This window comes from Nostoc sp. CMAA1605 (genome assembly GCF_021596505.1).
Taxonomy (GTDB): Bacteria; Cyanobacteriota; Cyanobacteriia; order Cyanobacteriales; family Nostocaceae; genus Trichormus.
The window spans coordinates 20,651-44,545 of sequence record NZ_PJIZ01000059.1; the positions used below are offsets into that span (position 1 = coordinate 20,651).

The window sequence follows — 23,895 nt, forward strand, 5'->3', positions numbered from 1 at the left end:
TACTAAGTAGATAAATCTCTAAAGCCAAGACGGCTTTGTAAAGGCGTATTACGTTGATAGACAGGGGATCTGAAAAGTTTTACAATTTGACTGAAAGTAGTAAATCTACTTATTGCTTCATCAACCCAAGCATAGTTAAAGATTTTCTAGTGATTCAGCTAGATCACAAAATCGCGCTATTAATATAAGAAAGTCTTGATGAGAGGGTAATAAACCAATGGATGTAAAGCTGATTCTCGTTGGGTTAACCGTTATATTTAGTATCTCGTGCCTATTCTTTGGGACGAAAAATGGGTTTTATGATTCTGATAACTATCACGGTAATGGCTCTGCCCATTGATCACTCAAGGTTAAAGGCCAGTTCCTCTGCGCCTTTAAACTGAGGTTTATTTTAATCAGGGTTTCCCAACCAGTGAGCGTTTGCAGAAGCTATCCTCCCCAATCAACAATCCATTTCTTTAGGGTTGAGAGGCAAAATGTCAAACTTACCCCTAAGCTACAAAAGCAAAACTCTTAGCAATGTTGGCTTTTGGGAAATGTCAAAGATAATGAGATTGGATGGGAGAAAAAAATGAGGGATAATTTGTCAGCGTACTCCCAAGCTGACACTGAGGAAACAACAACAGAATTGGAGTGCTTTCCTTACAGTGTTCAGCATCAAGATGAGGGTGTATGCCTGTTGGTGCGGATGGGGCCACATCGCATCCTGCTAGACTGTGGTTTAGCGGACATTTCGTCCTTACAAAAAAATGTATCGCCATCGTCAAAGCTACCAGCAGATTTAGTTTTAGTCTCTCATGCCCACCCAGACCATGCTAGGGGGTTACTGTCATTACACCAAGTCTTCCCTAGTTTACCCATTTGCGCCAGTGAAGTAACCAGCAAGCTGCTGCCTTTAAATTGGTTAGAACAAGAAAAAATCCCCCAGTTTTGCCAAGCCTTACCATTGCGATCGCCCATTGAATTACAAAAAGGGCTAGTCGTAGAACTCTTTCCCGCCGGACATTTACCAGGGGCTGTAGCAATTCTCCTCACATACACCACAGCCCAGCGTGTATATAAAGTCCTATACACAGGAGATTTTTTCCTATCCAACTCTCGATTAGTAGAAGGTTTACGATTAGAAGAATTGCGGGGTTCAGATGTCAACGTGCTGATTGTGGAAGGGACATACGGCACATCTCGCCATCCCCACCGCCGTCATCAAGAAAACCAACTCGCCGAACGCATCAATCGCGCGATCGCGAATGGTAATTCTGTACTGTTACCCACACCCGCATTAGGTTTGGGGCAAGAACTATTAATGTTATTACGTTCTCATCACCATTTCACAGGCAGAGATTTAGATATTTGGGTAGATGGTGCTGTAGCTAGAGGATGTGATGCTTATCTGGAACTATTACCTTACTTACCATCATCAGTCCAAAACTTTGCCCGTCATCAACCCTTATTTTGGGATGAGAGAGTCCGTCCCCGTGTGCGGCGGTTACAAACAGAACATCGAAATCAGATAGGCAAATCACCCTGCATTATTCTCACAGATATCACAGCAGACTTGAGCCAATACTGCCGAGCCGAAACAGGCAATTGGCTAATATTACTACCAGAAAAAATTGATGTCAGCGTCAGAAAAAAATATGCCGCACCCACAACCATAGAAAGCTACTTACTAGCACAGCATAGCGACGGGCCTGGAACAACCCAGTTAATTCATAACTTACGCCCGCAACACGTCGTTTTTGTACATGGTTCAGCCGCCTATTTAGCAGACTTAACCAGTTTAGAAGAGTTACAAAACCGCTATCATTTGCATTCCCCCCTAGCTGGTACAACGGTAGAACTGCCCATTGGCGATACCTTTTTACAACCAGCCGCCCCAGAAGCAAATTATCAAGGTGAAGTCACCGAATTAGATACAGTCATCAACATTAGCCTACCTGATGCCGTTACCGGCGATCCCCGTTGGCGACAATTTGCCGATACTGGATTAATCGAAGCCCGTTGGCAAGGAGAAGAATTAGTATTGAGGGGATTAACACCCAGAGAACTCTTAAATCAAAACAGCGATCGCTATATCATCCCCGACGTTGACTGCTGCGGAACCTGCCGACACCAAAGAGGACAACGCTGCTGGAATCCCGCCTCTCCTTTATATAACTTTAGAGTTACACTAGAAGGTTATTGTCCCGCTTTTGAAGAGAATCAATAGGAATTAGGGGTGTAGGGGTGTAGGGGTGTAGGGGTGTGAGGGGAAGACAAGGGAGAAGAAGTCTTATTGACTAATGACTATTGACTAATGACTATTGACTATTGACTATTGACTATTGACCAAAAAATTAATACCCCCTGATGGCGTTGCTTCAGCGATCAGGGGGTAACTATAGATGGTAGACTATAATTTGTTCTGTATAGTTGATTACGATTCGATTCTAAAACCTAAATCCCTCTTTGACCACTATAATAAGTAGAATTAATATGATTTTCATCAGTTCTTTATAACTGCTTCATTCTCGTTATCTACTGAGAAATCTAAATATTAGACTGTAGCCATACCATCAATCAGGATTTGTCATCCCTGAAAATACTTAAAAAAATATAAAATTTACCTTCCTCAGAACTAAAAATCATACACTTCGGCAGTTTAGCGGGGTTTTGAAGCTTCATTGTTAGCTAGCGATCGCACTTAGTCCTGTTATGCTCTCAACAGAATATTTACAGATAACCGTACATACGGTTGGTGTCTGATTCAGGACACTTTAGCAAATAATTAATAAATGTACACAAATTCTATTTAGTTAGTATCTATGTCTATTAAAGTTGGAGACACTGCCCCAGATTTTACTTTACCGAATCAAAATGGCTCAACAGTTAGTCTGAGCGATTTTCGAGGTAAAAAATCCGTAGTGTTGTACTTTTACCCCAAAGACGAAACACCAGGATGTACAGCAGAATCCTGCGCTTTCCGTGACCAATATGAGGTTTTTCAAGGTGTCGGTGCTGAGGTAATTGGTGTGAGTGGCGATTCTAGCGAATCTCACCAGCGATTTGCAGCTAAATATAACCTCCCTTTTACACTCTTAAGCGATAAAGGCGACAAAGTACGCAAGCTATATGGTGCAACTGCGGCTTTCGGCTTGTTCCCTGGTCGGGTAACTTACGTCATCGACCAGCAAGGAACTGTACAGTATGTATTTGACTCCATGTTGAATTTTAAAGGACACGTTGACGAAGCGTTGAAAACACTGCAACAGCTTGCAGCAAAGTGAGTGCTGAGTGCTGAGTGCTGAGTGCTGAGTGCTGAGTTGTGAGTGTTGAGTGCTAAGTGGGGAGTGGGGAGTGTACTAGTTATTAGTGATCGGTTTTCTCCCCCTGCTTCCCCAATCCCCAGTCCCCAGTCCCCAGTCTCCAATCCCCATCTGCTACCAAAAATATTGGTCTTCCAGAACCGTGGTTTCGCGGGTGGAAGAATCGTATTTGAGGAGGTATTCACGGGCGATCGCTTCATTTTTGCGTAGTGTTTCGACTTCTTTTTTACCGATTTCTGTATCCGTGGAAAGCAAAATAACTTGATGACTAGCTGAGGGAAAGTATTTTTCCACTAGGTTGTTGCGGTGTGAGGAGTCGAGTCTACCAAGGGGTGTGTCAATTGCTACTGGTAGACGAAAGCCTGATACTTTGGCGAGTCCCCAGAGGAAAGCGATCGCTAGTAGTTGTTTTTCCCCAGCAGACAGGCGATGTTTCGGGACTGGTTTACCTTTGAAATCATATAAAGATAGGCTAAAGGTTTTAGTGTCAATGGTAATGGTACGCACCAAATCAGATTTATGTAGCAGATAGAGGAAACAATGCTTGACTTCCTCCTCTAATTTATTCAGTTTTCTCAAAGTTAATTTTTCACGAAATAGTTTGAGGGTTGCTTGCACCTTCCCAACGGATGCAATGATATGTTCTCGATTTTTTCTATCAATATTTGTATCAGTATATTCCTTTAACTCTTTCTTTGTTTGTGCAATTACATCATCTAATTCTGTTAATTTACGTTGGGTAATTTCAGCTTTAGCCTTAGATTGAATCACCTGCTTTTGTGCATCTTCTACCGCATCCCTGAGTTTTTGATATGCTTCTGGTTCTGCGGCTGTTTGTACTTGTCTTTCTAAAGTAATAATTTCTTCTTCTACAGATTTCAAATTAGTTAACTGCTGTTGAGCTAATTTTTGGTCATTCTGTAGATGATAACTGACATTATCCAATTGACTCAAACTTTCTTCATCGGCTAATAACCAAGGTGCTTCTGATGGGGAGTTACTTGTATATAAATTCTCCGTATCTTCTTTCAGAAAATATTGAATTTTTTCTACTTGTTCTAAATCAATAGTTAGTTGACTTAGCCAATTAATTAAACGTCTATCTCGTTCAATTAAAACATCCTTAGATAATTGAATTTGTTGATAGCGAAATTCCTTTGCTCCCTGCACTTGAACTTGGTTAAGTAAATGGGGGATGAGTGCTAAAGGTAAAACATCAGCAGCTAATTCACACATAGACTGTCTGAGGGTTTCTACTGTCGATATTTTATCTTTTTGCTGTTGTTCTAAATGACTGCGATCGCTAGCAATTTTACCACCCTCAGACATAAACTTATCTAAAGCTTCTCGCTGCTTATTTTCTAGTTCTGCAATTAAATCATTCAGCGTTGCTAATTCTGCTTGAATTGCTTGATGGTTTTCCTGATATTGCGTTAATTTAGCTTCAATTTCTTCTAAATTAGCTAAATCCTTAGTATCAGCAATTTCCTTACGTTTACGGTTAACTAAAATTTCCAAATCTACAGCTAACCTATCAGCCAATTCTAAACCCAAAAGTCCCCGAATAGCTTCGACTACAATTGGTGGTGGTGTTTCCTGTTCTGCGAGTTCTTTAACTTGTTCCCCATCAAACAAAAATAGATTAGAAATACCTAACGGGAGTAAATTTTCTATATAATCATCCCAAATATTTACCAGAGAATCAACAGGCCAGGTATCATCATCACCTAAAATTCCTAACGTATCCTTACCATCTTTAGGATTTTTATCCCAAGTCCTGACAATCCGATATTTAACTGGCTTATCATCTTCAATATGTTCAAAAAGTAATTCAATACGAGTTTTATCTGTAGGTGTGGCTTTACTATTAACGCATTGAGTCAAAAAATCACTATAACTCAAATTACCACGCGTAGAACACTGGGCGCGTTGTCCATACAAAGCTAGGCGAATAGCATCCATGAGAGTGGTTTTACCCCCACCATTCATGCCACCTAATAAAATAATTGGACGGTAGTTTTCTTCACTTCTAGTATCAAGGTTAATCACTTGTTTACCAGAGTAAGGCCCAAAGTTTTGTAATACCAGTTCTAGGAATATCATTAATCTATAATGTAACCCTTATTGGGGGTTTTGTTTGTTTACCAGCAAGTATAATTTGCCTGATTCTCAGGAGAAGAAAAAGCAAGCATTAACTTTTCATTGTCAGATATTAAGCAGAGAAATAATTACTTTTTAAATTTCATCTTTCCCCAAGTTACAGGCTTATCACTTTCTGCTTTACCTTCATCCACAGCATCACCCAAAGTTAACTGCTTCACTTTCTCCTTTACTGTGGCGATATCACCTTGAATCACGGCTTCTCGCAAGTCGCGTTTTAAATGAGCATTCTTAATAGCTTCCTCTGGGGAACGTGAACTAGTATCAAAACATTTCTCTAAACTATCGTAGATTCCTACACGTTTACTTTTCTTTTTGAACTGGCGTTCTGTATCTAAAAGTTTCGCCATTAATTCCAAGTGCATATCATCAGATACACAAATTTCTTCTAACACAGACCATTCATCACTACCTAGTAGTTTGTGATCAGCACCAGGACGAGGATCTTTGAATTCTTCACCCGTCACTTCTTGATATATGCGGGGTAGACTATCATCAAATTCGTGTCGCTCTTCTAACCAAATGCGGCGGATTTCACTCAATTCTTCTAAAGTTATGAGAGTAATATCACACATATTTTCTGGTGCTGTTTGACGTAGTTGTTTTTCGATTGTTAGTAGTTTTCTTAGCCAATCTTCTCTCGCTTCTTTAATATAAGGGCCAGGAATAGGCTCAACAGATATTTCTCCTTCTAGGTTACGATCATATAATTGCACTAATCCATTTCTGCGGCGGAAATCTCGGCGATCGCGGGTTTCTTCCGCATCCAATTCTTTGCGAAAATCCAATAGAGGTTGCATCCATTCTTTTTCTTCGTCATTCTGAATCATCGCAGCTAATGATTTGTCTTGACTGACCAAAGTACAGACCCAACAACCAAAACGAGAGCTTCCACAACTAGGTGTAGTTGTATCCACAACCAAGGGACATTCATTATCAGCAGACGCACCTCGATACATAGCAAATAAGTCTTTATTGCTATATTTCCAAGAATTTTCCCACTGCATTAAATAAATCCAAACCTCATCATTTTGCCAATCTTCAATCGGGCTATAAACTAAAGAATTGGGTAAATTCATATTAGGGCTAAGATGATCACGCACCCGTTTAGCTTCTAATTTTTTCATTCTGTTAGCACGTTTTGTGCTTTCGGCTTTGCGCGTACCTAAGATAACAATTGCTTCTCCACTGGCTCGGATCACATCCCGAATAAAGCGATTTGACGGGTTAATTTTCAGGCGTTCTGTACACCAACGAAATTTCCCTCTTGGTGCTGGATAACCTTTACCAATTAAACCCACCCAAAAAGTTTCTTTAAAATCTGGCTGTAACAAATGAGGTTCAAATGGTAATCCTTGCGCTTGTGCTTCAGATTTCATCTGTTTAATCGAATTACGTACCCAAGCCGCAACGATAGGATTTTCTACTAATGTGTCTGTAGTGATCACATATATCGTCTTAGTGCGTTTTTCTGGGGGAAGAGCTGCGATCGCATTCCAAACCAACTGTAAAGTCGCAGTGCTATCCTTTCCACCCGAATAACCGATAACCCAGGGAATCGCATCCAAACAATACAATTCTTGAATTTCAGTTGTGAGAGCTTGGATATCTTCCACAAACTCTGATACAGTACGTGTTTGCTGACCTTTAGTTTCTGGTTTTTGTGCTGTACTCATTTCTCCCTCCTTCTGAAAACAAGATTGTCACCTCATTTATTACACCAAGTCAAATGCAATTTATGACAAGACAGGCAAGATTAGCCCACACAGATATAAATCCGTGTAGGCTGAATTCCTCTCAATTTGAGGTGCAAAACTTGATGAGCCTGCTGGAAACAGCAAATTTTTGATCTTTCTTCTTATATATATTTACTGCAATTTTTAAAAAATTTACAATTACTGCGTATTTTTTTTAGAAAATTTTTATTTTATAGATTGGAGTTTTCAAAAACTAACATGAATGATAGTACATTTGATCCAACAACCGAGCTAGCTAAAGAGTATTTAGAAAGGGAAAACAAGGAAAAACAAGTATTATCTCTACTTTTAAGTAATTTTTTAGACAAAAAAGATCATATTTTAGTTCAAAAGACTGAAATGGGCGGAACAGAAGCTTATATTGGTTCTGTGACTTTAGAATGGTTTGCTGGTAGGGTTCACTTCGCATCTGGTTTGCCCCTACTCCAAAAAAAGCACAATCCAGAGACGGACAATATTGAAATTGATGCTGATAGTATCGACGAAATTCAGCAGCGTCCCCTTGACTGGTCGCGCCAAGCACCCTTAGTTCAATATTTAGCTGCGAGAAAAAATCATAAGTTTCCCCCAGTGCTAGTAGTAATTAATCAACCTTGGGTAGATAACCCCAAAGCACCAGAATGGGATAGTGAGGGGCGTGCGAAAAAATCTACCACTGACTTTACCCCTTTAGATAAAGATGAGAAAGTCGGTTTGCTGAATGTTTCTGAAGATAACGTCACCATTTATGCACTAGATGGTCAGCACCGTTTAATGGGTGTGCAAGGGTTGATAGAGTTAATTAAAACTAGTAAACTCCAGCGATATAAGAAAGATAAAACAGCAGATGATAGTTTAATCACCCTTGCAGATTTAACAGAACAATATGAAGTAGACCCTGCTTATTTACAAAGCTTACCTAAAGAAAAAATTGGGATTGAATTCATTTGTACGGTGAACGCTGGGGAGACACGCACCGAAGCTAGGCGGAGGGTAAGGTCAGTTTTTGTTCATGTTAACTTAATGGCTGCGCCTTTAACTAAAGGTCAATTAGCACAGCTAAATGAAGATGATGGTTTTGCTATTGTGGCGCGTAAAATTGCAGTTACTCATCCACTTTTAGAACAAAAACCAAATCGTAACCCGCGCGTTAATTGGAATAGTGCAACAGTGGCGACAAATTCCACAGTTTTGACGACACTACAAGCATTACAGGATATGTCAGAGAGATACTTGGGTCATAAGTTTCCTCATTGGAAACCCTTTGAGAAAGGTTTGATTCCTATGCGTCCAGAAAATGAAGAAATTGAGCAGGGAATTGAGGAATTCAAAAAACTTTTTGATAGTTTGGCAAGCCTACCTAGTTATAAAATTTTGGAACATGAAGATACACCAGTTTTAAGAAGATTTAGTTTTGAAAAAGGTGGTGGTGAAGCTAATATTCTTTTCCGTCCCGTTGCTCAAGTTGCTATAGCGCAGGCTTTAGGATTTCTAGTGTTTAAAAAAGGGTTCTCCTTAGCTAGCATTTTTAAGAAATTACGTAAGTTTGACCAGCAAGGCGGTTTTACTGGTATGGAGTATCCCCAGTCTCTTTGGTATGGGATTTTATATGATCCCAATAAAAAGCGGGTGCAAGTTTCTGGAAAAGATTTAGCTGCTAAGTTATTAATTTATCTGTTGGGGGGAATTTCAGACCCAATGGAAATTGCAGGACTTCGTAAAGCTTTAGCCAATGCTAGAACAGTAGAAGACAGAACCATAGGTTTTAATGGTGAGTTTGTCGAACCTAAAGAAGTAGGTCTTCCACCGCTTATATAAGGGACAGCTTTAAATATATATCTCCCTTAGAGTTTTCACTGATTTCATCACTCTTAAACACGGTTTAGTATAATTAATACATTCACTACAATTATACTACCGATTTTATGGTCAACATAAACCAGGATAGTGCTAATACCATTTCCCCAAAAGTTCAAGCTGAGTTTAATAGCTTTCTTGAACCTTTTTTTTCTAAATATCATCGTGAGCGTTGCTATCCTGGGCTAATATTTAAGCAGGGTAAGCGCACAATGCTACAGATTAATGTACCTGCAAGTGATTTTTCTGGATTGCTTCAAGCAAAACCATCTACTGGAAATGATCCTGATTCTGGTAAAAATCGTCCAGAAGTAAAAGGTCATGCTGAAGAAATTAAACATTATATAGTTGAACGTGCTAAAAAAGATAAACCTTGGATCGTAGGAACTTTGACAGCAAATGTTAATCCGAAAGATATCACAGTTATTGAATTAGGTAGAGGTATTTGTCTAGTTGTAATTCGGCGTGGAGTTAAATTAGATATTACTGATGGACAACATCGCAAACGTGCAATTCATGAACTCATAGAGGGTGCAGAAAGTAATTTGATTAGTGACGATGATTTTCCAATTACTCTAGTTTTAGAGGGTGACTTTCGTCAATGTCAGACAGATTTTAGAGACATGGCACAAACTAGACAGTTGGATAAATCATTGTTATTATCATTTGGAGACTTTTCTGGCAGAGTTGGCATTACTAAAGAATTAATACAAAGAGTGCCAATGTTTCAAGGTAAGACAGAAAAGATTAAATCTTCTCCTGCTACTAAACAAAAGCTCATTTATACAACTAACTTTATAGCTAGATTTGTCAGTTGTGTTTTTACTAACGATCCCAATAACCAACTGCGAGATCATGACGTTTATGAAGCCTCGGATGCTTTAGTGATTTGTCTAAATCAATTCTTTTCACAATGCAGCAATACAGAGTATATTTTCGATACAAGTGCAGAAGAATTGACAGAAAACGAAGTGGCTGAATTTAAAGACGACTGTCTTTTAGGTGTAAGTGTGGGCTTAGAAATTTTAGGACGTTTGTTATATTACACCTATTCTCAAGCAGATAACTATTTTCATGAAGGGAAAGTCTTGCAACTGTCGCAGATTAATTGGTCAAGAGAGAATCCATTGTGGAGAGACAATGTAGTAAGAATAGACACGAAACCAAAGAATCCTGATAAACCCTATAAATTATCAACTGCGGCGAATGCAGTTAACGATGCGGTCAAGATGGTAGTAAGTGAATTGCAATGGATGTAAGAGATTATTGTTTATAGTCTCACTCAATTTGATTAAAAGAGGAATTTGCTGAGATCAAATTCCTCTTCCTGTTCATCTTTAGAAGTTCTTTCGTAACAGAGAAATAATAAAATTCTCTCGGTGTAATCAACTGCTCCCCTCAACTCAGTTTGCAGTATTTCTAGCCCTCCATTAGCATATTCTTCAAATATACTGTTGCGTTGAGTTTCATATTCTTCTTCATAAATCGATAATATATTGATATTCTGAGTTTCAGTCATCCCTAGTAATTTAATGACTACATCGCTTCCGACTGAAGCAAAGTATTCTAATCGGATTGGTGATGGTTCTCGTTTAGAAATTTCGCCCAAGGGTACACGCTTTTTATGCTTTGCACCTAACGCAGCAGCAAAGACAATGACATCAGCAAATGTTTGAAAAGGCCCTGTACTACCATCTGAAGAGGTTAACGCTTTCACTAACTCAGCTTTATCTTTAGCAACCCTGATTCTACCCGTTTCTGCCATGATATTGATAATCGCTTTGTAGCTATATTAGCCGAAAAGTAGAAGTAATGCCTAGATTTGCTGCGGTAGAGAAAGCTTAAGACTGATTATTTCATTAAGAATGAGCAACCTGTCAAAATCTAAGGGGTGAAGTCCTACCAGTAGCAAAATACTCGCCGCTATCTCTTCGGCAACATTATTCCCTATTTTTTGGGTTGAGGGAGTGAGAGACTAAGAGGGAAAATGTTATGTATTCACTTTTAATTATTTATGACTAGTATTTCCACTGCACAGGTTAAGCTACAACAACATCGAGAACAATTCCCAGCTTTAGCGAATAAGCGTTATTTTAACTATGGTGGACAGGGGCCAATGCCTCAAGCCACAATAGACACGATCGCACAAACTATATCTTATATTCAGCAGATTGGCCCCTTTGGAAGTGAGGCTGGTGCTTGGTTAACAGCGCAAATGCCCACCGTCAGAAACGCGATCGCCTCTGAATTAAGCGTTACACCTGATACAATCTCTTTTACGGATAATGTCACCGTAGGTTGCAATATTGCTTTGTGGGGAATAAACTGGCAAGCAGGCGACCATCTTTTACTCTCAGACTGTGAACATCCTGGGGTTGTGGCTGCTAGTCAAGAAATTAGTCGTCGCTTTGGGGTGGAAGTTACAACTTGTCCTTTACAAGCAACTTTAAATGAAGGCGATCCCGTAGCCATTGTTGCTCAAAATTTGCGTCCTCAGACGCGCCTAGTCGTACTCAGTCACATTTTTTGGAACACCGGTCAAGTGCTACCTCTAGATAAAATCGTAGAGGTATGTAAAAACAATAATTCTCTCTTATTAATAGATGCAGCCCAATCCGTTGGGGCTTTACCTTTGAACTTAGCAGAATTAGGAGTAGATTTCTATGCCTTTACCGGTCACAAATGGTTATGCGGCCCCGAAGGTGTGGGGGGTTTGTATGTGCGTCCAGAAAGTCTAGAAAATCTGCATCCGACTTTTATCGGGTTGTATGGAATTATGGTGGATAGCCAATCTCGACCAGTGAACTGGAAACCAGATGCAAGACGCTATGAAGTATCTACCCCACCTTACCCATTATATTTAGGTTTGCGAGAGGCGATCGCAACTCATCAAAAATGGGGAACACCACAAGAACGGTACACCCAAATTCGCCACAACAGCGAATATTTATGGCGACGTTTAACCGCATTACCCCATGTGAAATGTCTCCGCACAGCACCTCCAGAATGCGGTATAGTCTCCTTTCAATTAACAAATCATCAACCTCTAAAATTGTTGCAGTTTCTCGATACTCAAAAAATATTAACCCGCACCCTTGCCGATCCCAGTTGTATCCGCACCACCGTCCATTATTTAACCTTAGAGTCAGAAATCGACTACTTAGTTGAAGCAGTAGAAAAATTTTTGGTCAATAGTCAATAGTCAATAGTCAATAGTCAATAGTCATTAGTCATTAGTCACTACTCACTACTCATTACTCATTACTCATTACTCATTACTTCTACCTAGTCCCCAATCCCCAACCCCCAATCCCCAAAATGCAACGTCCCATCCTATACGTAGCCATTACCAATCACGGCTTCGGCCATGCTACACGCACCGCATCTGTAGCGGCGACAATTCAAAAGTTGTGTCCAGAAGTGCTGTTAATTATGGTGACTACTGCGCCTCGGTGGTTACTTGAGTGTTACATCGAGGGTGATTTTATTCATCGTCCCCGCGCTTTTGATTTGGGTGTGGTGCAAGCTGATAGCTTAAATATGGATAAGGAGGCGACTTTGGCGAGGTTGCTGGAGATTAAAAAGCAGCAAAACTCCTTAATTGCTTCAGAAGTGAATTTTATCCGTCAAAATCGAGTGCAGTTGATATTTGCAGATATTCCGTTTCTAGCACCATTATTCGCCCAAAAAGCAGGTATACCTTGCTGGATGATGAGTAATTTTGGCTGGGACTTTATCTATCGTGACTGGGGTGGGGAATTTGTGGCTATTGCTGATTGGATAAGTGAATGTTATCAAAAGTGCGATCGCTTGTTTCGTTTACCCTTTCACGAACCTATGCCAGCTTTCCCCAATATTATAGATGTCGGCTTAACTGGTGGTACTCCCCGTTACACAGCCGAAGCAATTCGTACTATTTGGGGAATCACCGCACCTCCAGAGAAAACTATCTTACTCACCTTCGGCGGCTTAGGTTTACAACAAATTCCTTACGATAATTTGCGCCATTTTCCCAAATGGCAATTTATTGTCTTTGATCAGTCTGCCCCTGATTTACCGAATTTAATCAAAATTAATGACCGCAAATTTCGCCCAGTTGATTTTATGCCTATCTGTGGGAGAGTAATTTCTAAGCCTGGTTACGGCACATTTTCGGAAGCTACTTTATTAGATGTACCTCTAGTTACAATCCCCCGTGATGATTTTGCGGAAGCAGCTTTTCTTTTAGAAGGCTTAGTCAACTACAACTATCATCAAATTGTGCAGCCGGAGGAGTTCTTTCAAGGTAAATGGGATTTCTTAAATCAACCATTACAACCACCACAAAAAACACACCCACTAGCTAAGGATGGAAATCAAGCGATCGCCCAAGCTATGATTAATTACCTCCAGGCTCATCAATATATGTAGAACAAGTGGAAAAAAACGAACTACGTTAATTAATATCAAAATACTAGGATGCGGTTTGTAGTAAGGACTTTAGTCCTTTGATGAGAACTAAAGTTCTCACTACTAACATTTAATTATTGACCCTGTTCTACTTAAATAGAACTTACACATCAGCAAATATTCGTAATTATTTTTACAGAAGACATTAAGTATATTCTAGATTAGACTGACATTTATATATTTGCCGCCGGAAATAGATAGATTTACACTGCAAATTTTTCTCTGAAAAAATAATTCCGTATTGGATGTAAATGTATGAATCCTATAGGATTGTTCATATTTTTTGTAACTATAGTTGCAATTATTACTGTCGTCATTATTAGTAGCTACAACGATTTAGTTAAGCTTCGCAACCGCTACAAAAATGCTTATTCTCAGATAGATGTGCAATTACAGCGTCGCTATGACTTAATTCCCAATTTGGTAGAAACTGCCAAAGGGTATATGAAACATGAGCGAGAAACTTTAGAAGCCGTCATCGCCGCCCGGAACTCGGCAATTAATGCTAGTACCCGTGCAGCACAAAATCCTGGTGATCCCCAAGCCATGCAGCAGTTAGGTAGTGCAGAAACCGCCCTGACAGGTGCATTAGGTCGCTTGATGGTAATTTCCGAGTCATATCCAGAATTAAAAGCCGATCGCACTATGAGCCAACTCATGGAAGAACTATCTTCCACAGAAAACCGCATTGCTTTTGCTCGTCAAGCTTTTAATGATGCGGTCACACTATACAACACTAAAAGTGAAACTTTCCCCAGTAATTTAATAGCGAACAACTTCAACTTTGCCTTGGCACAACTACTACCAGATGCACCACCCGAAGTCAAGAACGCGCCCCGTGTGTCTTTTTAATACCAAGCTATGAATTTTTTTGAACATCAAGATAGAGCGCGGCAAAATACACAGCAGCTATTAGGGTTATTTACTTTATCAATCGCTGTGATGATTACAGCAATTTATATAGCTGCGCTGTTTTTATTCCGTATAGCTCCTCGGATTTGGTGGGAACCACAGTTGTTTTTGAGTGTGGCTAGCCTGACAATTTTAGCGATCGCTTTGGGTAGCTTGTATAAAGTCTACTCTTTGCGGTCAGGGGGAGCAGTGATTGCTCAAGAGTTGGGGGGACGGTTTCTGATTACTGAACTAGCTAATCCCCAAGAAAAGCAACTATTAAATATTGTCGAGGAAATGGCGATCGCTTCTGGAATTCCTGTGCCATCAGTTTATATCCTCGATCAAGAAATGAGCATTAATGCCTTTGCAGCTGGGTTCACTATTAATGATGCCGTCATTGGAGTTACCCGTGGTAGCATACTGGCTCTGAACCGAGATGAGCTACAAGGAATCATCGGTCACGAATTTAGTCACATTCTCAATGGAGATATGCGGCTAAACTTGCATTTAGTAGGGATGCTGCACGGAATTTTATTCATCTATATAACTGGGAGAATCTTGTGGAGATTTCGGAGTGCTTCCCGTGAAGAAAAAGGTTTACCTTTGTGGTCTTTTGGGCTAGCACTGATGCTCATTGGCTCAATTGGCTTAATCTGCGGTCGTCTCATCAAAGCTGCTGTCTCTCGCCAACGAGAATTTCTGGCTGATGCTTCTGCTGTCCAATTTACTCGCAATCCCGATGGTATTGCTGGAGCATTTGAAAAACTGCAAAGACTCGACTCACGCCTCATTTCTCCCCATGCAGAAGCCTCCAGTCATATGTTTTTTGGCAATCCCCTCAATTCTTCGTTCTGGGAAGGGATGTTTTCCACACACCCACCCCTCAAGGAACGCATCCGCCGTGTCAGAGGTTTGAGGATTCGTGATTTAGCTCCAGCCCCATCTCCAGTGCGTCATTCCCATACAGCAGATTCCCGCACAATGGGTTTTGCTGGTGGTAACACCACAATCACCCCAGAGCAAGTAGTTAACCAAGTAGGTACTGTTGCACCAGAGCATTTCGCCCACGCTCAAGCATTATTATCAAAGTTGCCAGAATCCCTGCGTTCAGGTGTCAGGGAACAGCAAAGTGCAATGGCGATCGCTTTTGCCTTCGTTTTAGATACTGAAAATCCTCAGATTCAAGCACGCCAAATTGCTTGGTTGCGGAAAGTCCAACCAGAGGAGATTGTGGAACAAACGCTGACATTAGGCAACGAAATTAGTCAGTTAGATCCCAATTTACGTCTACCATTAGTTGATTTAACAATACCAGCATTACGCACATTTTCTGCTCAAGACTGTCTGAGACTATGTAAATGTATCCAAGGCTTAATTGTGGCCACAGACAGTTTTTCTCTATGGCACTTTGTTGTACAAATAGTCATGTGGCATCGCCTCCAATCTTGTATAGATCCATCAGCCACAACCAAGGTAGAATTTACCACCATAGAAGAGATTTGGCCAGACAGTATTAATGTTCTATCCGCGATCGCTAGGGTAGGACAGTCTCAACCCGAAGATATCGCCTACGCTTTTCGTTCGGGAGTCTTTCGTCTACCAGGCGCAGGACAAAAGGGAGAAACTTATACACCTGTAGCCTGTAATTTATCGGTAGTCAAAAAGAGTATTGAGCGTTTGCGTCTGACAACCCCTAAACTGAAACAAGCCATTGTTGATGCTTGCGCCCACACCGTACTACTAGATAATCAAGTTACTGATGGTGAAGCTGATTTGTTAAGAGCGATCGCGATGACATTGGACTGTCCGATTCCGCCTTTTCTTAATGCTCGGCGTAGAGTTATCAAGCCCAAAACTGAGAAAGTTAAGTCAATATGAGGAATAAACCTTAGCTTGCACAACGTTTTGCTACCTCTTGAACTACTAAGAGAAATTGACGCAGCAAAATCGCATCATTTGGTGCAGGCTCTAACAAATCCTTGAGATCCGCCCGCCGCCACATCACTGCTATTTGTCGAGCAAAGGGGACATCTTGTAGTTCTCGGTACACCACTCCTTGACGTTGAAGCGTTTGTACGTTGTCCGGTAGAATCGACACCCCTGCGCCTGCTGCAACTAAGCTGAGATTAATTACCATCCAGGTGGCTTTGACAGTTTCTAGCAATGTGGGCTTAAATCCCTGCATCTCAAATTGTGATAACAGGACTTTGTAGGAAGGTACAGCCTCAAGCGGGGGCAAAATCAGATGTTCGTGCTTGAGTGCAGCAAGCGGAATGTAATTAAGTGCCGCCAAGGGATGAGATTCTGGCAATGCAACCACAAAAGACTCTTGCATAATCGGGAGAAAGTTCAGAGTGGAATCATCTGAATAAGGATTAGGCAAATGTTCAAACCCAACATTGATGGAAGTATCTCGTAGTCCTTGGATCATTTCCTCAATCGTCATGGCGCGCAGTTCCAATTCCACTTTCGGATAGCGATCGCGAAAAGTTTTGAGAATATCGGGAAGTAAACTATTGGCGATCGCCGTGTTGACTACCACAACCAGTTTGCCAATTTCGCCGCGACTGGCTTCCTGGGAGTTCGTTACCGCCTGTTCCAGCGCAGTCATGGCAATTCTTAGCTCAGTAAAAAACACCTTTCCTGCCACCGATAGCACCGGAGGACGACGAGAACGATCAAACAATTCCACACTCAACGCCGCTTCCAAAGCTGCGATCGTTTTGCTGAGGTAGGATTGCTCCACATTTAAACGCACAGCCGCTTTACTAAAGCTTTTCTGCTCACCTGGTTCTGCAACCAGTTCCATAAAATACTGTAGCTGGCGCATTTCCAGATGTTTCCAGATTTTTGGGGTCATTTTCCCACAATAATATAATTAAAACATCATATTAATATGATTAAAATTACCTTACTAACATATTCATAATTTCCTAAGCTGGCTTTCATCAACTCATAACCTGCAACTAAAAGATTGTTTATGACATCTAGCCGCTTAAATCGAGACATAGAACTAACGCCTGCGGTAAAAGCTCAAGAATCAGCAATCTCTTCTCAAATCATCACTTATTGTCATGAAGTCCTTGATCGCAGTCGCTTTTTTTGCCTACTCAAAGCAGGTGCGATTACTCCACCAATCATCCAATATGCTTTTCTCCAGTACCATCATTGGCGCGATCGGCTGCATAGATGGTTCGGCTTGTGCATCGTCAAAGCTGACAGTTGTACTAACCCAGACCAAAAATCTGCAATTATGTCTTTAGCAGATCACATCTTTAGCGACTTGCAAGATGGTCACAGTGAGATGTACGTGGAATTTCTTCACGATTTAGGATTGAGCGATGCTGACATGATGGCAAGTCAACGAAGTGCTGCAACTGCATCCTACGAACGTTCATTTTTTGATGAATTCGGCCACGGAAGCGATAACTTTTACGAAGCACTGGCTGCTTTGAGTGGTCGGGAACTGTGCGTATCAATCAGAAATGCCAGAATTCTCCAATCTTACTTTGATGCTCATGGTCTGAAGCATCCGACTTGGTTAAGCTTACACGCAAAATTAGAGGTGAATCATTTTCAAGATTCTATTCGTCCGGTACTAATTCACTACGATGGGGATGCAACCAAACAACAGCACATCATCACAGCCGTCGAAGGTGGAATCAACCGACATATAGCCTTTCCCAGTCTGCTGAAGTACAATTGAGCAAATAAAGCTGTACATACTAGTCTAGGGTAAAAATGAAAGCATATTCCCTCGATTTGCGTCAAAAGATACTGGATACATATTTAAAAGATGGAATATCACAACGAAAGTTAGCAGAAAGATTTGGTGTAACTTTAGGATTTATAGAGAAATTACTGAAACAGTATAGAGAAACAGGAAATATCGCACCGAAAGTCAGAACACAACAAACGCCACCAAAGCTAAACTCTCAGCAATTGAATGTGCTTCAGGAAATAGTAGAAGCCAAAAATGATGCCACTTTATCAGAAATTCGGGAGCTACTCAAACAAAAAACAGGAATAACCATTGGAATTTCGACAGTAGACAGAATGTTAAAGAGGATGGAAATTAGCTTAAAAAAAAACATTGCACGCCGCAGAAAAAGATACTCCAAGAGTTCAATCGTTAAGATTACAGTTTTGGCTACAAATACGAGGAATACCAGCCCAAAAGCTGATATTTCTAGATGAAGCCGGAGCGAATCTATCTTTGGACAGACAGTCTGCTCGTGCCAAAAAAGGTGAAAGAGCGCATGGTCAAAGACCGCAAAAACGTAGTAAAAATGTTTCGATAATTGGTGCAATTGGTTTGAGAGGAGTCGTTAGCCAATACAGTATTTTAGGAGCGACTGATGGTCTAACATTTGAGGCTTATATTTCGCAAAAACTAGTTCCGAAACTGAAGAAAGGTGATTATGTAATCATGGACAATTGCTCAATTCATAAAGGTGGGGATATTGAAAAACTCATCGAATCTGCTGGAGCTAAGTTGATTTATTTACCACCGTATTCTCCTGATTTTTCACCCATTGAAAATTGTTGGTCAAAGATTAAGAATGCACTCCGTTCTATCGGTGCTAGGAGTTATCCAGATTTAGTAATAGCAATTGAAACTGCTTTTAGCCAAGTCTCTTTAGATGATATTTTTAATTGGTTTACTCATTGTTGTTATTGTACTTCACTAGACTGAGAAAGGCTATATACAATATTTCGATGATCTGCTTCATGAATACGAATTTCCAGCCGATATTGAGCCTCACAATCTAATTTGATAGCCATAAAATATCATGGAAGCAGAAATCAAAGATTTAAATATCCCCAATGGTCAATTATTGACACCTTTTCAACGCCAATTATTACTGAAAAATTTGACAGAAGATTTACCAGAATTATATCGCCAACGTATTCAAATTATGTTGTTGGCAGATGAAGGTAAATCCCAAACAAACATCTGTCGTACCTTGGGATGCTGTCACGCTACAGCCAGACATTGGATACATATTGCTCGCAGTGGAATGGCGCATCAATGGCAAACTTCCCCCATTGGCCGTCCGAAAGCGGTAAATGAAGAATATTTAGAGCGTTTAAAAACACTAGTTAGTGATAGTCCTCGTAATTATGGTTATGGTTTTCGACGGTGGACAGCAAACTGGTTAAGCAAGCATTTAGCTAAAGAATTCGGCTTTCAGTTGAGTGATTGTCATATCAAACGCTTACTCAAAACAATGGGTTTATCGACAAAGTCCCAACTTATTTCCACGCCAGAAAATTCATCTCCACTATCTCAAAATTCACAGTTAAATACATAATAATTCAGGTGGAAGCGATGGGAATCTGATTTGATTTAGAGAAAAAATTTAAGTATATGTAGTATATGTAGAGTGTTTTAGGCGTTAGCCGTAACGCACCAAAGACCTTGACACGCCACTCTTAAGTGATTTCAAAACTTCAATCGGATTCCTCTATGACACACTTCCAAAAACTACTAAGAATTACTACTAACGGCAAATCCTTTCACAACATCACCTCGAAAATCGCAGCGATAGTTGCTGAATCAGGAGTAGAAACCGGACTTTGCACTTTATTTCTACGCCACACTTCTGCTAGTTTAGTCATCCAAGAAAACGCCGATCCTGATGTACTTGTTGACTTAGCTAACTTTATGGCAAAACTCGTACCAGAATCAGGACAATATATTCATGATGCCGAAGGCGCAGATGATATGCCAGCCCATATCCGCACAGCACTAACACACACATCAGAACATATACCTATTAATCGTGGTCATTTAGTGCTAGGAACTTGGCAAGGAATCTATATTTGGGAACATCGCCAACGCACTCACTCCAGAGAATTAGTAGTTCATATTTCAGGATAGTCTTGCTATCTAGACGCGAATTCTCGCGTCTCAACAAACTAAATTTTAAATATTACATAACAAAATTTAACATTTATTTATATTAATTTTATTTCAGTGATTTTTTGTCATATAATTAGATTTATTTGTAGCTTCTAGGCTATCTCAATACAGATGCAGCAAAATACTGTACCCAACAACAGTTTTCAACTTATTGATGAAATCCTGTCGCAACATCATGTTAATCCTTTAACTCTTAATCCTGATCAAATAAAAATCACTAGCTTTGTAGAATTAGAAGCATTAATTAGAGAAAATATTACCGATAATCGCTTAATTCATAATATACAAAACGTTTTAGAAAACATAGTTAAATCTCAATTAAACAACTTTCCAGAAAATGTCTTCTGGGATTTCGATTTTATGGTTAGCAGTATGTTGCGCCAAGCGTTATCAGCGAAAGGTGAAGCGGCTGTATTTCTAGAAAATTTTGCTAATAAAATGGTTTCGCTAACAGATTTATTCGGCATTAATAGTGAAATTAGATTTCGTTATGTACACGATTTCATCTATGGTTTTGAATGGGCAAAATGGGTACAAAAAGACCCAATAAATCGTGCCAATATCGAGCCTTTTAGCTTAACTTTTCTGGATTATTTACTAGCAAAACACCAAGAACTAATCCAACGGATTCGTCGTGGTAAATCTCAATCATATAAAATATGTGATAACGGCTTCCGCAACCCTTTCACATTCTCCCGTGAACCAGAAGATGAATATCGGTTATTAACTCACTTAGCCAAAGCCCAACTTATTCCGGTGGCTGCTTGGGTTTGGAATGCTGTCCCCATGTGGAACAAACCTTTTCAGGAAAAGCGTGAACAATTAGCATTAGAGTTGAATATTCAACCCCAAAAACACTAATGAAAATTGCTGATTTAATTACTTGGTTTGAAGCATGGGCAAATCCCACTTGGTGCGAAAGTTGGGATAACTGTGGCTGGCAGGTTGAACCAGGTGTATTACAAGAGTCCGCAAGGGTGTTGGTATGTTTAACACCAACATTGGCGGTAATGGAAGAAGCGATCGCCTTAAATGCTAATCTAATTTTTGCCCATCATCCCCTCATTTTTAGCCCTCCCAAATCTTTCCGCACAGGTGAACCAATTACCGAAATGGTGCGGTTAGCCTTCACCCACAACATCGGAATCTATACAGCCCACACCAATTTTGATCAAGTCGCAGACGGTACAGCTGACGTACTAGCGCAAATCTTAGAACTTAAAGATGTCTCCCCCATCGTTCCCACCCAAAACGGTTTAGGTTATGGGCGCGTGGGATTATTAGCACCATTCTTGACACTACAAGAACTACTCACAATCATTCAAACCCGCCTTACCCCCCCAGATTTAATCTTTTCCCCCACTGCTGACTTACAAAAGACAATTTCCAAAGTAGCGGTTTTAGGGGGTTCAGGGGCTAGCTTTATTAGTGCAGTAGTGAAAACCGGCGCACAAGCCTATCTAACAGCCGATTGTAAATTCCATCAATTCCAAGAAAGCCGCGATCGCCATCTTATTTTAATTGATGCCGGACACTATGCCACAGAACGCCCCGCCTGCGATCGGCTAGTCCAGAAATTCCAGTCCTTAAACCTAGATTGGGTGCAACTCAGCACCAAAGACGAAGACTTCCGCCAATTTTTCAATCGTAGTCAATAGTCAATAGTTTTCTCATCTCCTACCTTGTCTACCATGTCCCCAGTCCCCAGTCCCCAGTCCCCAATCCCCAATCCCCAGTCCCTTTTATAAGCTTTTGATGAATTTTGTTTGAATTTTGAATAATAGGGGTTGACTATTGTGACATAGATCACAAACTTTTGTAACCAAAATCACCATTATATGCTGTTTTATATCAATCAGCAAAAGCGTAAAGTATTCCAAACTAGAGATAATAAACCCCGTACTCTACCAGAACTAAAATGATTCGCGCACTTGTTGAATCTGCTTTTCAAACTGGATATCTCAGCGTTGAATCTGAAGGTCTACTCCATCAGGTGTTAGCGAGTAAATGTTATCAGCCAGAAGATTTGACAGCCTTGGCTGATTTATATGATGCAGTGCGTACAGGGAAAATTAAACGAGAAGGTTCTTCTCAACTGAGTCTAGAGTCTTTCGCATCCGATAAATCTCACTAAAACTGCCTTTTACGAAAGAGGCAGGGGAGAAAAGCCACCCACAAATAAACAAGAGAAGTTTTGTTTTGTACCTACAGTCTCCTCTTCTCCCTGCCCCCTGCCCCCTGCCCCCTGCCCCTGCCTCTTATCAAGCAGATATCCTCAAGCTGTGTCAGGGAAAATTCTTAAAATCAAAACTATTATGCTTTTGTTGTGGAAAACCGTGAAGGTCAGCAAAAGAATGAGTTAAGATCAAATACATAGGGGTAACAGTCAAGCCGAAGCCCCAGGCTTCTCAGCAATGCCAATGATCACAAGTAGGCAAATTAAACAACCGCAATCACCACTTGTTTTTGAGTATTTATTATTACATAATGGTAGGAAGGACTTACCAGCCAATAGTCAGCAGGTGAGGACAATTACCGAATTTTCTGACTTCTATGAAGAAGTAGACATTCACTGAATGACCCTGAAAGAGATAGAATCTTGGTGCAGTAACTACCAGTTTATGACCCACAAATTCCCTAGCTTCTCACAACCAATAGCAAATCCTTGGGCGGGGTCAACTGACACACTGATTCTGAACCGTGAAGCTCACCTCTTCAGGTTGTCATTTGCTTGGGGTAAAACCCAAAATTTGAAAAGTTTAACTACGTTGTTTAAAAAGGCAGAAGCAGTACATGCTACACCGCAAGATTTATCAACTGTGTTGCGATGGGCGGGAGGTATGCGTATTCTTGCGGGACCAGCAACGCTGGATAGAACGCGCCCGCATCATCGACATAGAGGGAGATTTAGTGACCTTGCGCTATGAAACAGAGGAGGAAGACGAGGTTTGTTCTTGGGAAGAGATGGTGCGCCTCGAAAGTATCGGTGCTGTCACTCAGAAACTAGCTTCAGTCCCACGCGGGAACGTAGAACCGCTCCTGACTGAAGACTGTCCAGAAGCCGAACGTATCCGCAACCACTATCCTGAGTCCAATCCTGAGTAAAAGAAACTTAGTCTGTCACCTTAGTGCAGCAACCTTTGTTTCTCTCTTACTCCTTAATTAACACTTACCAAATTCTCAATCCTAATCCTGAGTAAAATACCGTACTCAGGATTAATTTTTATTAGGGACTTCCAGAAAATAAATTATCCAATTTCCGAGTCAGACATCGTTCTTTTCCCCCTGCACCTCCGAACTTCTGATACCAATTCGCAATTCGCAATTCGCAATTCGCAATTCGCAATTAAGAAAGTCAGATACCATCTGGGTTTCAAGCTTTGCATCTGTTGCTTAATTTTGGAGAATTGGTATGATGCCTGCGGCAAGCCGCTTGCGCGTCTACGGAGGAAACCTCCGCTCAGAGTTCTCTCTGCCCCCCTGCCCCTCTGCCTACACAGTGATAATATATTTTTTAAGTTGGAAGTCCTTTAGTTCCCATGTTCTGTAAAGAAATATTGAAATTATT

At 40.6% G+C, this 23,895-nt stretch carries 22 protein-coding genes; 17 read left to right on the forward strand and 5 right to left on the reverse strand.

Features of this window, described 5'->3' with window-relative positions:
- The first annotated feature begins 571 nt into the window (after positions 1 to 571).
- Together CV014_RS19045 and CV014_RS19050 are read left to right on the forward strand one after the other, a co-directional pair.
- Entirely contained in the window at positions 572 to 2,209 is a 1,638-nt protein-coding gene (locus CV014_RS19045; RefSeq protein ID WP_236143458.1) for an MBL fold metallo-hydrolase, read from the forward strand.
- A 595-nt stretch (positions 2,210 to 2,804) separates the two neighbouring features.
- Positions 2,805 to 3,266, forward strand: coding sequence for a peroxiredoxin (locus CV014_RS19050; RefSeq protein WP_236143459.1), 462 nt, complete (start codon positions 2,805 to 2,807; stop codon positions 3,264 to 3,266).
- A gap of 153 nt (positions 3,267 to 3,419) precedes the next feature.
- On the opposite strand, the gene dndD is transcribed toward CV014_RS19050, so the two are convergent.
- Positions 3,420 to 5,408, reverse strand: a complete 1,989-nt coding sequence (dndD, locus tag CV014_RS19055) for a DNA sulfur modification protein DndD (RefSeq protein WP_236143460.1) — start codon at positions 5,406 to 5,408, stop codon at positions 3,420 to 3,422.
- 125 nt (positions 5,409 to 5,533) lie between these two features.
- Positions 5,534 to 7,141, reverse strand: coding sequence for a DNA phosphorothioation system sulfurtransferase DndC (gene dndC, locus CV014_RS19060; RefSeq protein WP_236143461.1), 1,608 nt, complete (start codon positions 7,139 to 7,141; stop codon positions 5,534 to 5,536).
- A 279-nt stretch (positions 7,142 to 7,420) separates the two neighbouring features.
- Between dndC and CV014_RS19065 the strand changes: the two genes are divergently transcribed.
- Positions 7,421 to 9,019 carry a DGQHR domain-containing protein gene (locus CV014_RS19065; protein ID WP_236143462.1) on the forward strand — a complete coding sequence of 533 codons (1,599 nt, stop codon included), beginning with the start codon at positions 7,421 to 7,423 and terminating at the stop codon, positions 9,017 to 9,019.
- Between the two features lie 107 nt (positions 9,020 to 9,126).
- Entirely contained in the window at positions 9,127 to 10,317 is a 1,191-nt protein-coding gene (locus tag CV014_RS19070) for a DNA sulfur modification protein DndB (RefSeq protein WP_268964801.1), read from the forward strand.
- Positions 10,318 to 10,349: 32 nt separating this feature from the next.
- Here CV014_RS19070 and CV014_RS19075 read toward each other — a convergent pair whose 3' ends face one another.
- Positions 10,350 to 10,823: a DNA phosphorothioation-associated protein 4 gene (locus tag CV014_RS19075; protein WP_236143464.1), complete on the reverse strand. Its 474-nt coding sequence runs from the start codon at positions 10,821 to 10,823 to the stop codon at positions 10,350 to 10,352.
- Positions 10,824 to 11,072: 249 nt separating this feature from the next.
- On the opposite strand from CV014_RS19075, the gene CV014_RS19080 reads away from it, so the two are divergent.
- The 4 genes from CV014_RS19080 (at position 11,073) to CV014_RS19095 (ending at position 16,279) form a co-directional block, all read left to right on the forward strand.
- The gene (locus tag CV014_RS19080; protein WP_236143465.1) at positions 11,073 to 12,260 is read left to right on the forward strand and encodes an aminotransferase class V-fold PLP-dependent enzyme; all 1,188 of its coding nucleotides are present in this window, start codon (positions 11,073 to 11,075) and stop codon (positions 12,258 to 12,260) included.
- A 116-nt stretch (positions 12,261 to 12,376) separates the two neighbouring features.
- Complete coding sequence (locus CV014_RS19085; RefSeq protein ID WP_236143466.1) at positions 12,377 to 13,468, forward strand: glycosyl transferase; 1,092 nt, start codon at positions 12,377 to 12,379, stop codon at positions 13,466 to 13,468.
- Positions 13,469 to 13,762: 294 nt separating this feature from the next.
- The gene (locus tag CV014_RS19090; RefSeq protein WP_236143467.1) at positions 13,763 to 14,359 is read left to right on the forward strand and encodes a LemA family protein; all 597 of its coding nucleotides are present in this window, start codon (positions 13,763 to 13,765) and stop codon (positions 14,357 to 14,359) included.
- 9 nt (positions 14,360 to 14,368) lie between these two features.
- The gene (locus CV014_RS19095) at positions 14,369 to 16,279 is read left to right on the forward strand and encodes a M48 family metallopeptidase (protein ID WP_236143468.1); all 1,911 of its coding nucleotides are present in this window, start codon (positions 14,369 to 14,371) and stop codon (positions 16,277 to 16,279) included.
- Between the two features lie 10 nt (positions 16,280 to 16,289).
- On the opposite strand, the gene CV014_RS19100 is transcribed toward CV014_RS19095, so the two are convergent.
- Positions 16,290 to 17,261, reverse strand: a complete 972-nt coding sequence (locus tag CV014_RS19100) for a LysR family transcriptional regulator (protein ID WP_236143469.1) — start codon at positions 17,259 to 17,261, stop codon at positions 16,290 to 16,292.
- Positions 17,262 to 17,381: 120 nt separating this feature from the next.
- Between CV014_RS19100 and CV014_RS19105 the strand changes: the two genes are divergently transcribed.
- From CV014_RS19105 to CV014_RS19130, 6 genes are all read left to right on the forward strand, one after another.
- Positions 17,382 to 18,107: an iron-containing redox enzyme family protein gene (locus CV014_RS19105; RefSeq protein WP_236143470.1), complete on the forward strand. Its 726-nt coding sequence runs from the start codon at positions 17,382 to 17,384 to the stop codon at positions 18,105 to 18,107.
- 35 nt (positions 18,108 to 18,142) lie between these two features.
- A protein-coding gene (locus CV014_RS19110; RefSeq protein ID WP_236140973.1) for an IS630 family transposase occupies positions 18,143 to 19,097 on the forward strand; the annotation gives its coding sequence in 2 pieces (ribosomal slippage) (positions 18,143 to 18,486 and positions 18,485 to 19,097; 957 coding nt in all).
- Positions 19,098 to 19,194: 97 nt separating this feature from the next.
- Positions 19,195 to 19,716, forward strand: coding sequence for a helix-turn-helix domain-containing protein (locus tag CV014_RS19115; RefSeq protein ID WP_236143471.1), 522 nt, complete (start codon positions 19,195 to 19,197; stop codon positions 19,714 to 19,716).
- A gap of 155 nt (positions 19,717 to 19,871) precedes the next feature.
- Entirely contained in the window at positions 19,872 to 20,285 is a 414-nt protein-coding gene (locus tag CV014_RS19120) for a secondary thiamine-phosphate synthase enzyme YjbQ (protein WP_236143472.1), read from the forward strand.
- A 153-nt stretch (positions 20,286 to 20,438) separates the two neighbouring features.
- Positions 20,439 to 21,188 (forward strand): hypothetical protein, encoded by a 750-nt coding sequence (locus CV014_RS19125; RefSeq protein WP_236143473.1) that lies wholly within the window; start codon positions 20,439 to 20,441, stop codon positions 21,186 to 21,188.
- Positions 21,188 to 21,985 (forward strand): Nif3-like dinuclear metal center hexameric protein, encoded by a 798-nt coding sequence (locus CV014_RS19130; protein ID WP_236143474.1) that lies wholly within the window; start codon positions 21,188 to 21,190, stop codon positions 21,983 to 21,985. The genes CV014_RS19125 and CV014_RS19130 overlap by 1 nt, the downstream gene beginning before the upstream one ends.
- Here the strand turns inward: CV014_RS19130 and CV014_RS19135 are convergent.
- Positions 21,979 to 22,137 carry a hypothetical protein gene (locus CV014_RS19135; protein ID WP_236143475.1) on the reverse strand — a complete coding sequence of 53 codons (159 nt, stop codon included), beginning with the start codon at positions 22,135 to 22,137 and terminating at the stop codon, positions 21,979 to 21,981. The two genes, CV014_RS19130 and CV014_RS19135, sit on opposite strands and share 7 nt — an antisense overlap.
- A 108-nt stretch (positions 22,138 to 22,245) precedes the next feature.
- On the opposite strand from CV014_RS19135, the gene CV014_RS19140 reads away from it, so the two are divergent.
- The 3 genes from CV014_RS19140 (at position 22,246) to CV014_RS19150 (ending at position 23,432) form a co-directional block, all read left to right on the forward strand.
- Positions 22,246 to 22,461, forward strand: a complete 216-nt coding sequence (locus tag CV014_RS19140) for a hypothetical protein (RefSeq protein ID WP_236143476.1) — start codon at positions 22,246 to 22,248, stop codon at positions 22,459 to 22,461.
- Between the two features lie 280 nt (positions 22,462 to 22,741).
- Positions 22,742 to 22,903, forward strand: coding sequence for a hypothetical protein (locus tag CV014_RS19145; RefSeq protein ID WP_236143477.1), 162 nt, complete (start codon positions 22,742 to 22,744; stop codon positions 22,901 to 22,903).
- Between the two features lie 217 nt (positions 22,904 to 23,120).
- Positions 23,121 to 23,432, forward strand: coding sequence for a DUF6679 family protein (locus CV014_RS19150; protein WP_236143478.1), 312 nt, complete (start codon positions 23,121 to 23,123; stop codon positions 23,430 to 23,432).
- The last annotated feature ends 463 nt before the right edge of the window (positions 23,433 to 23,895 follow it).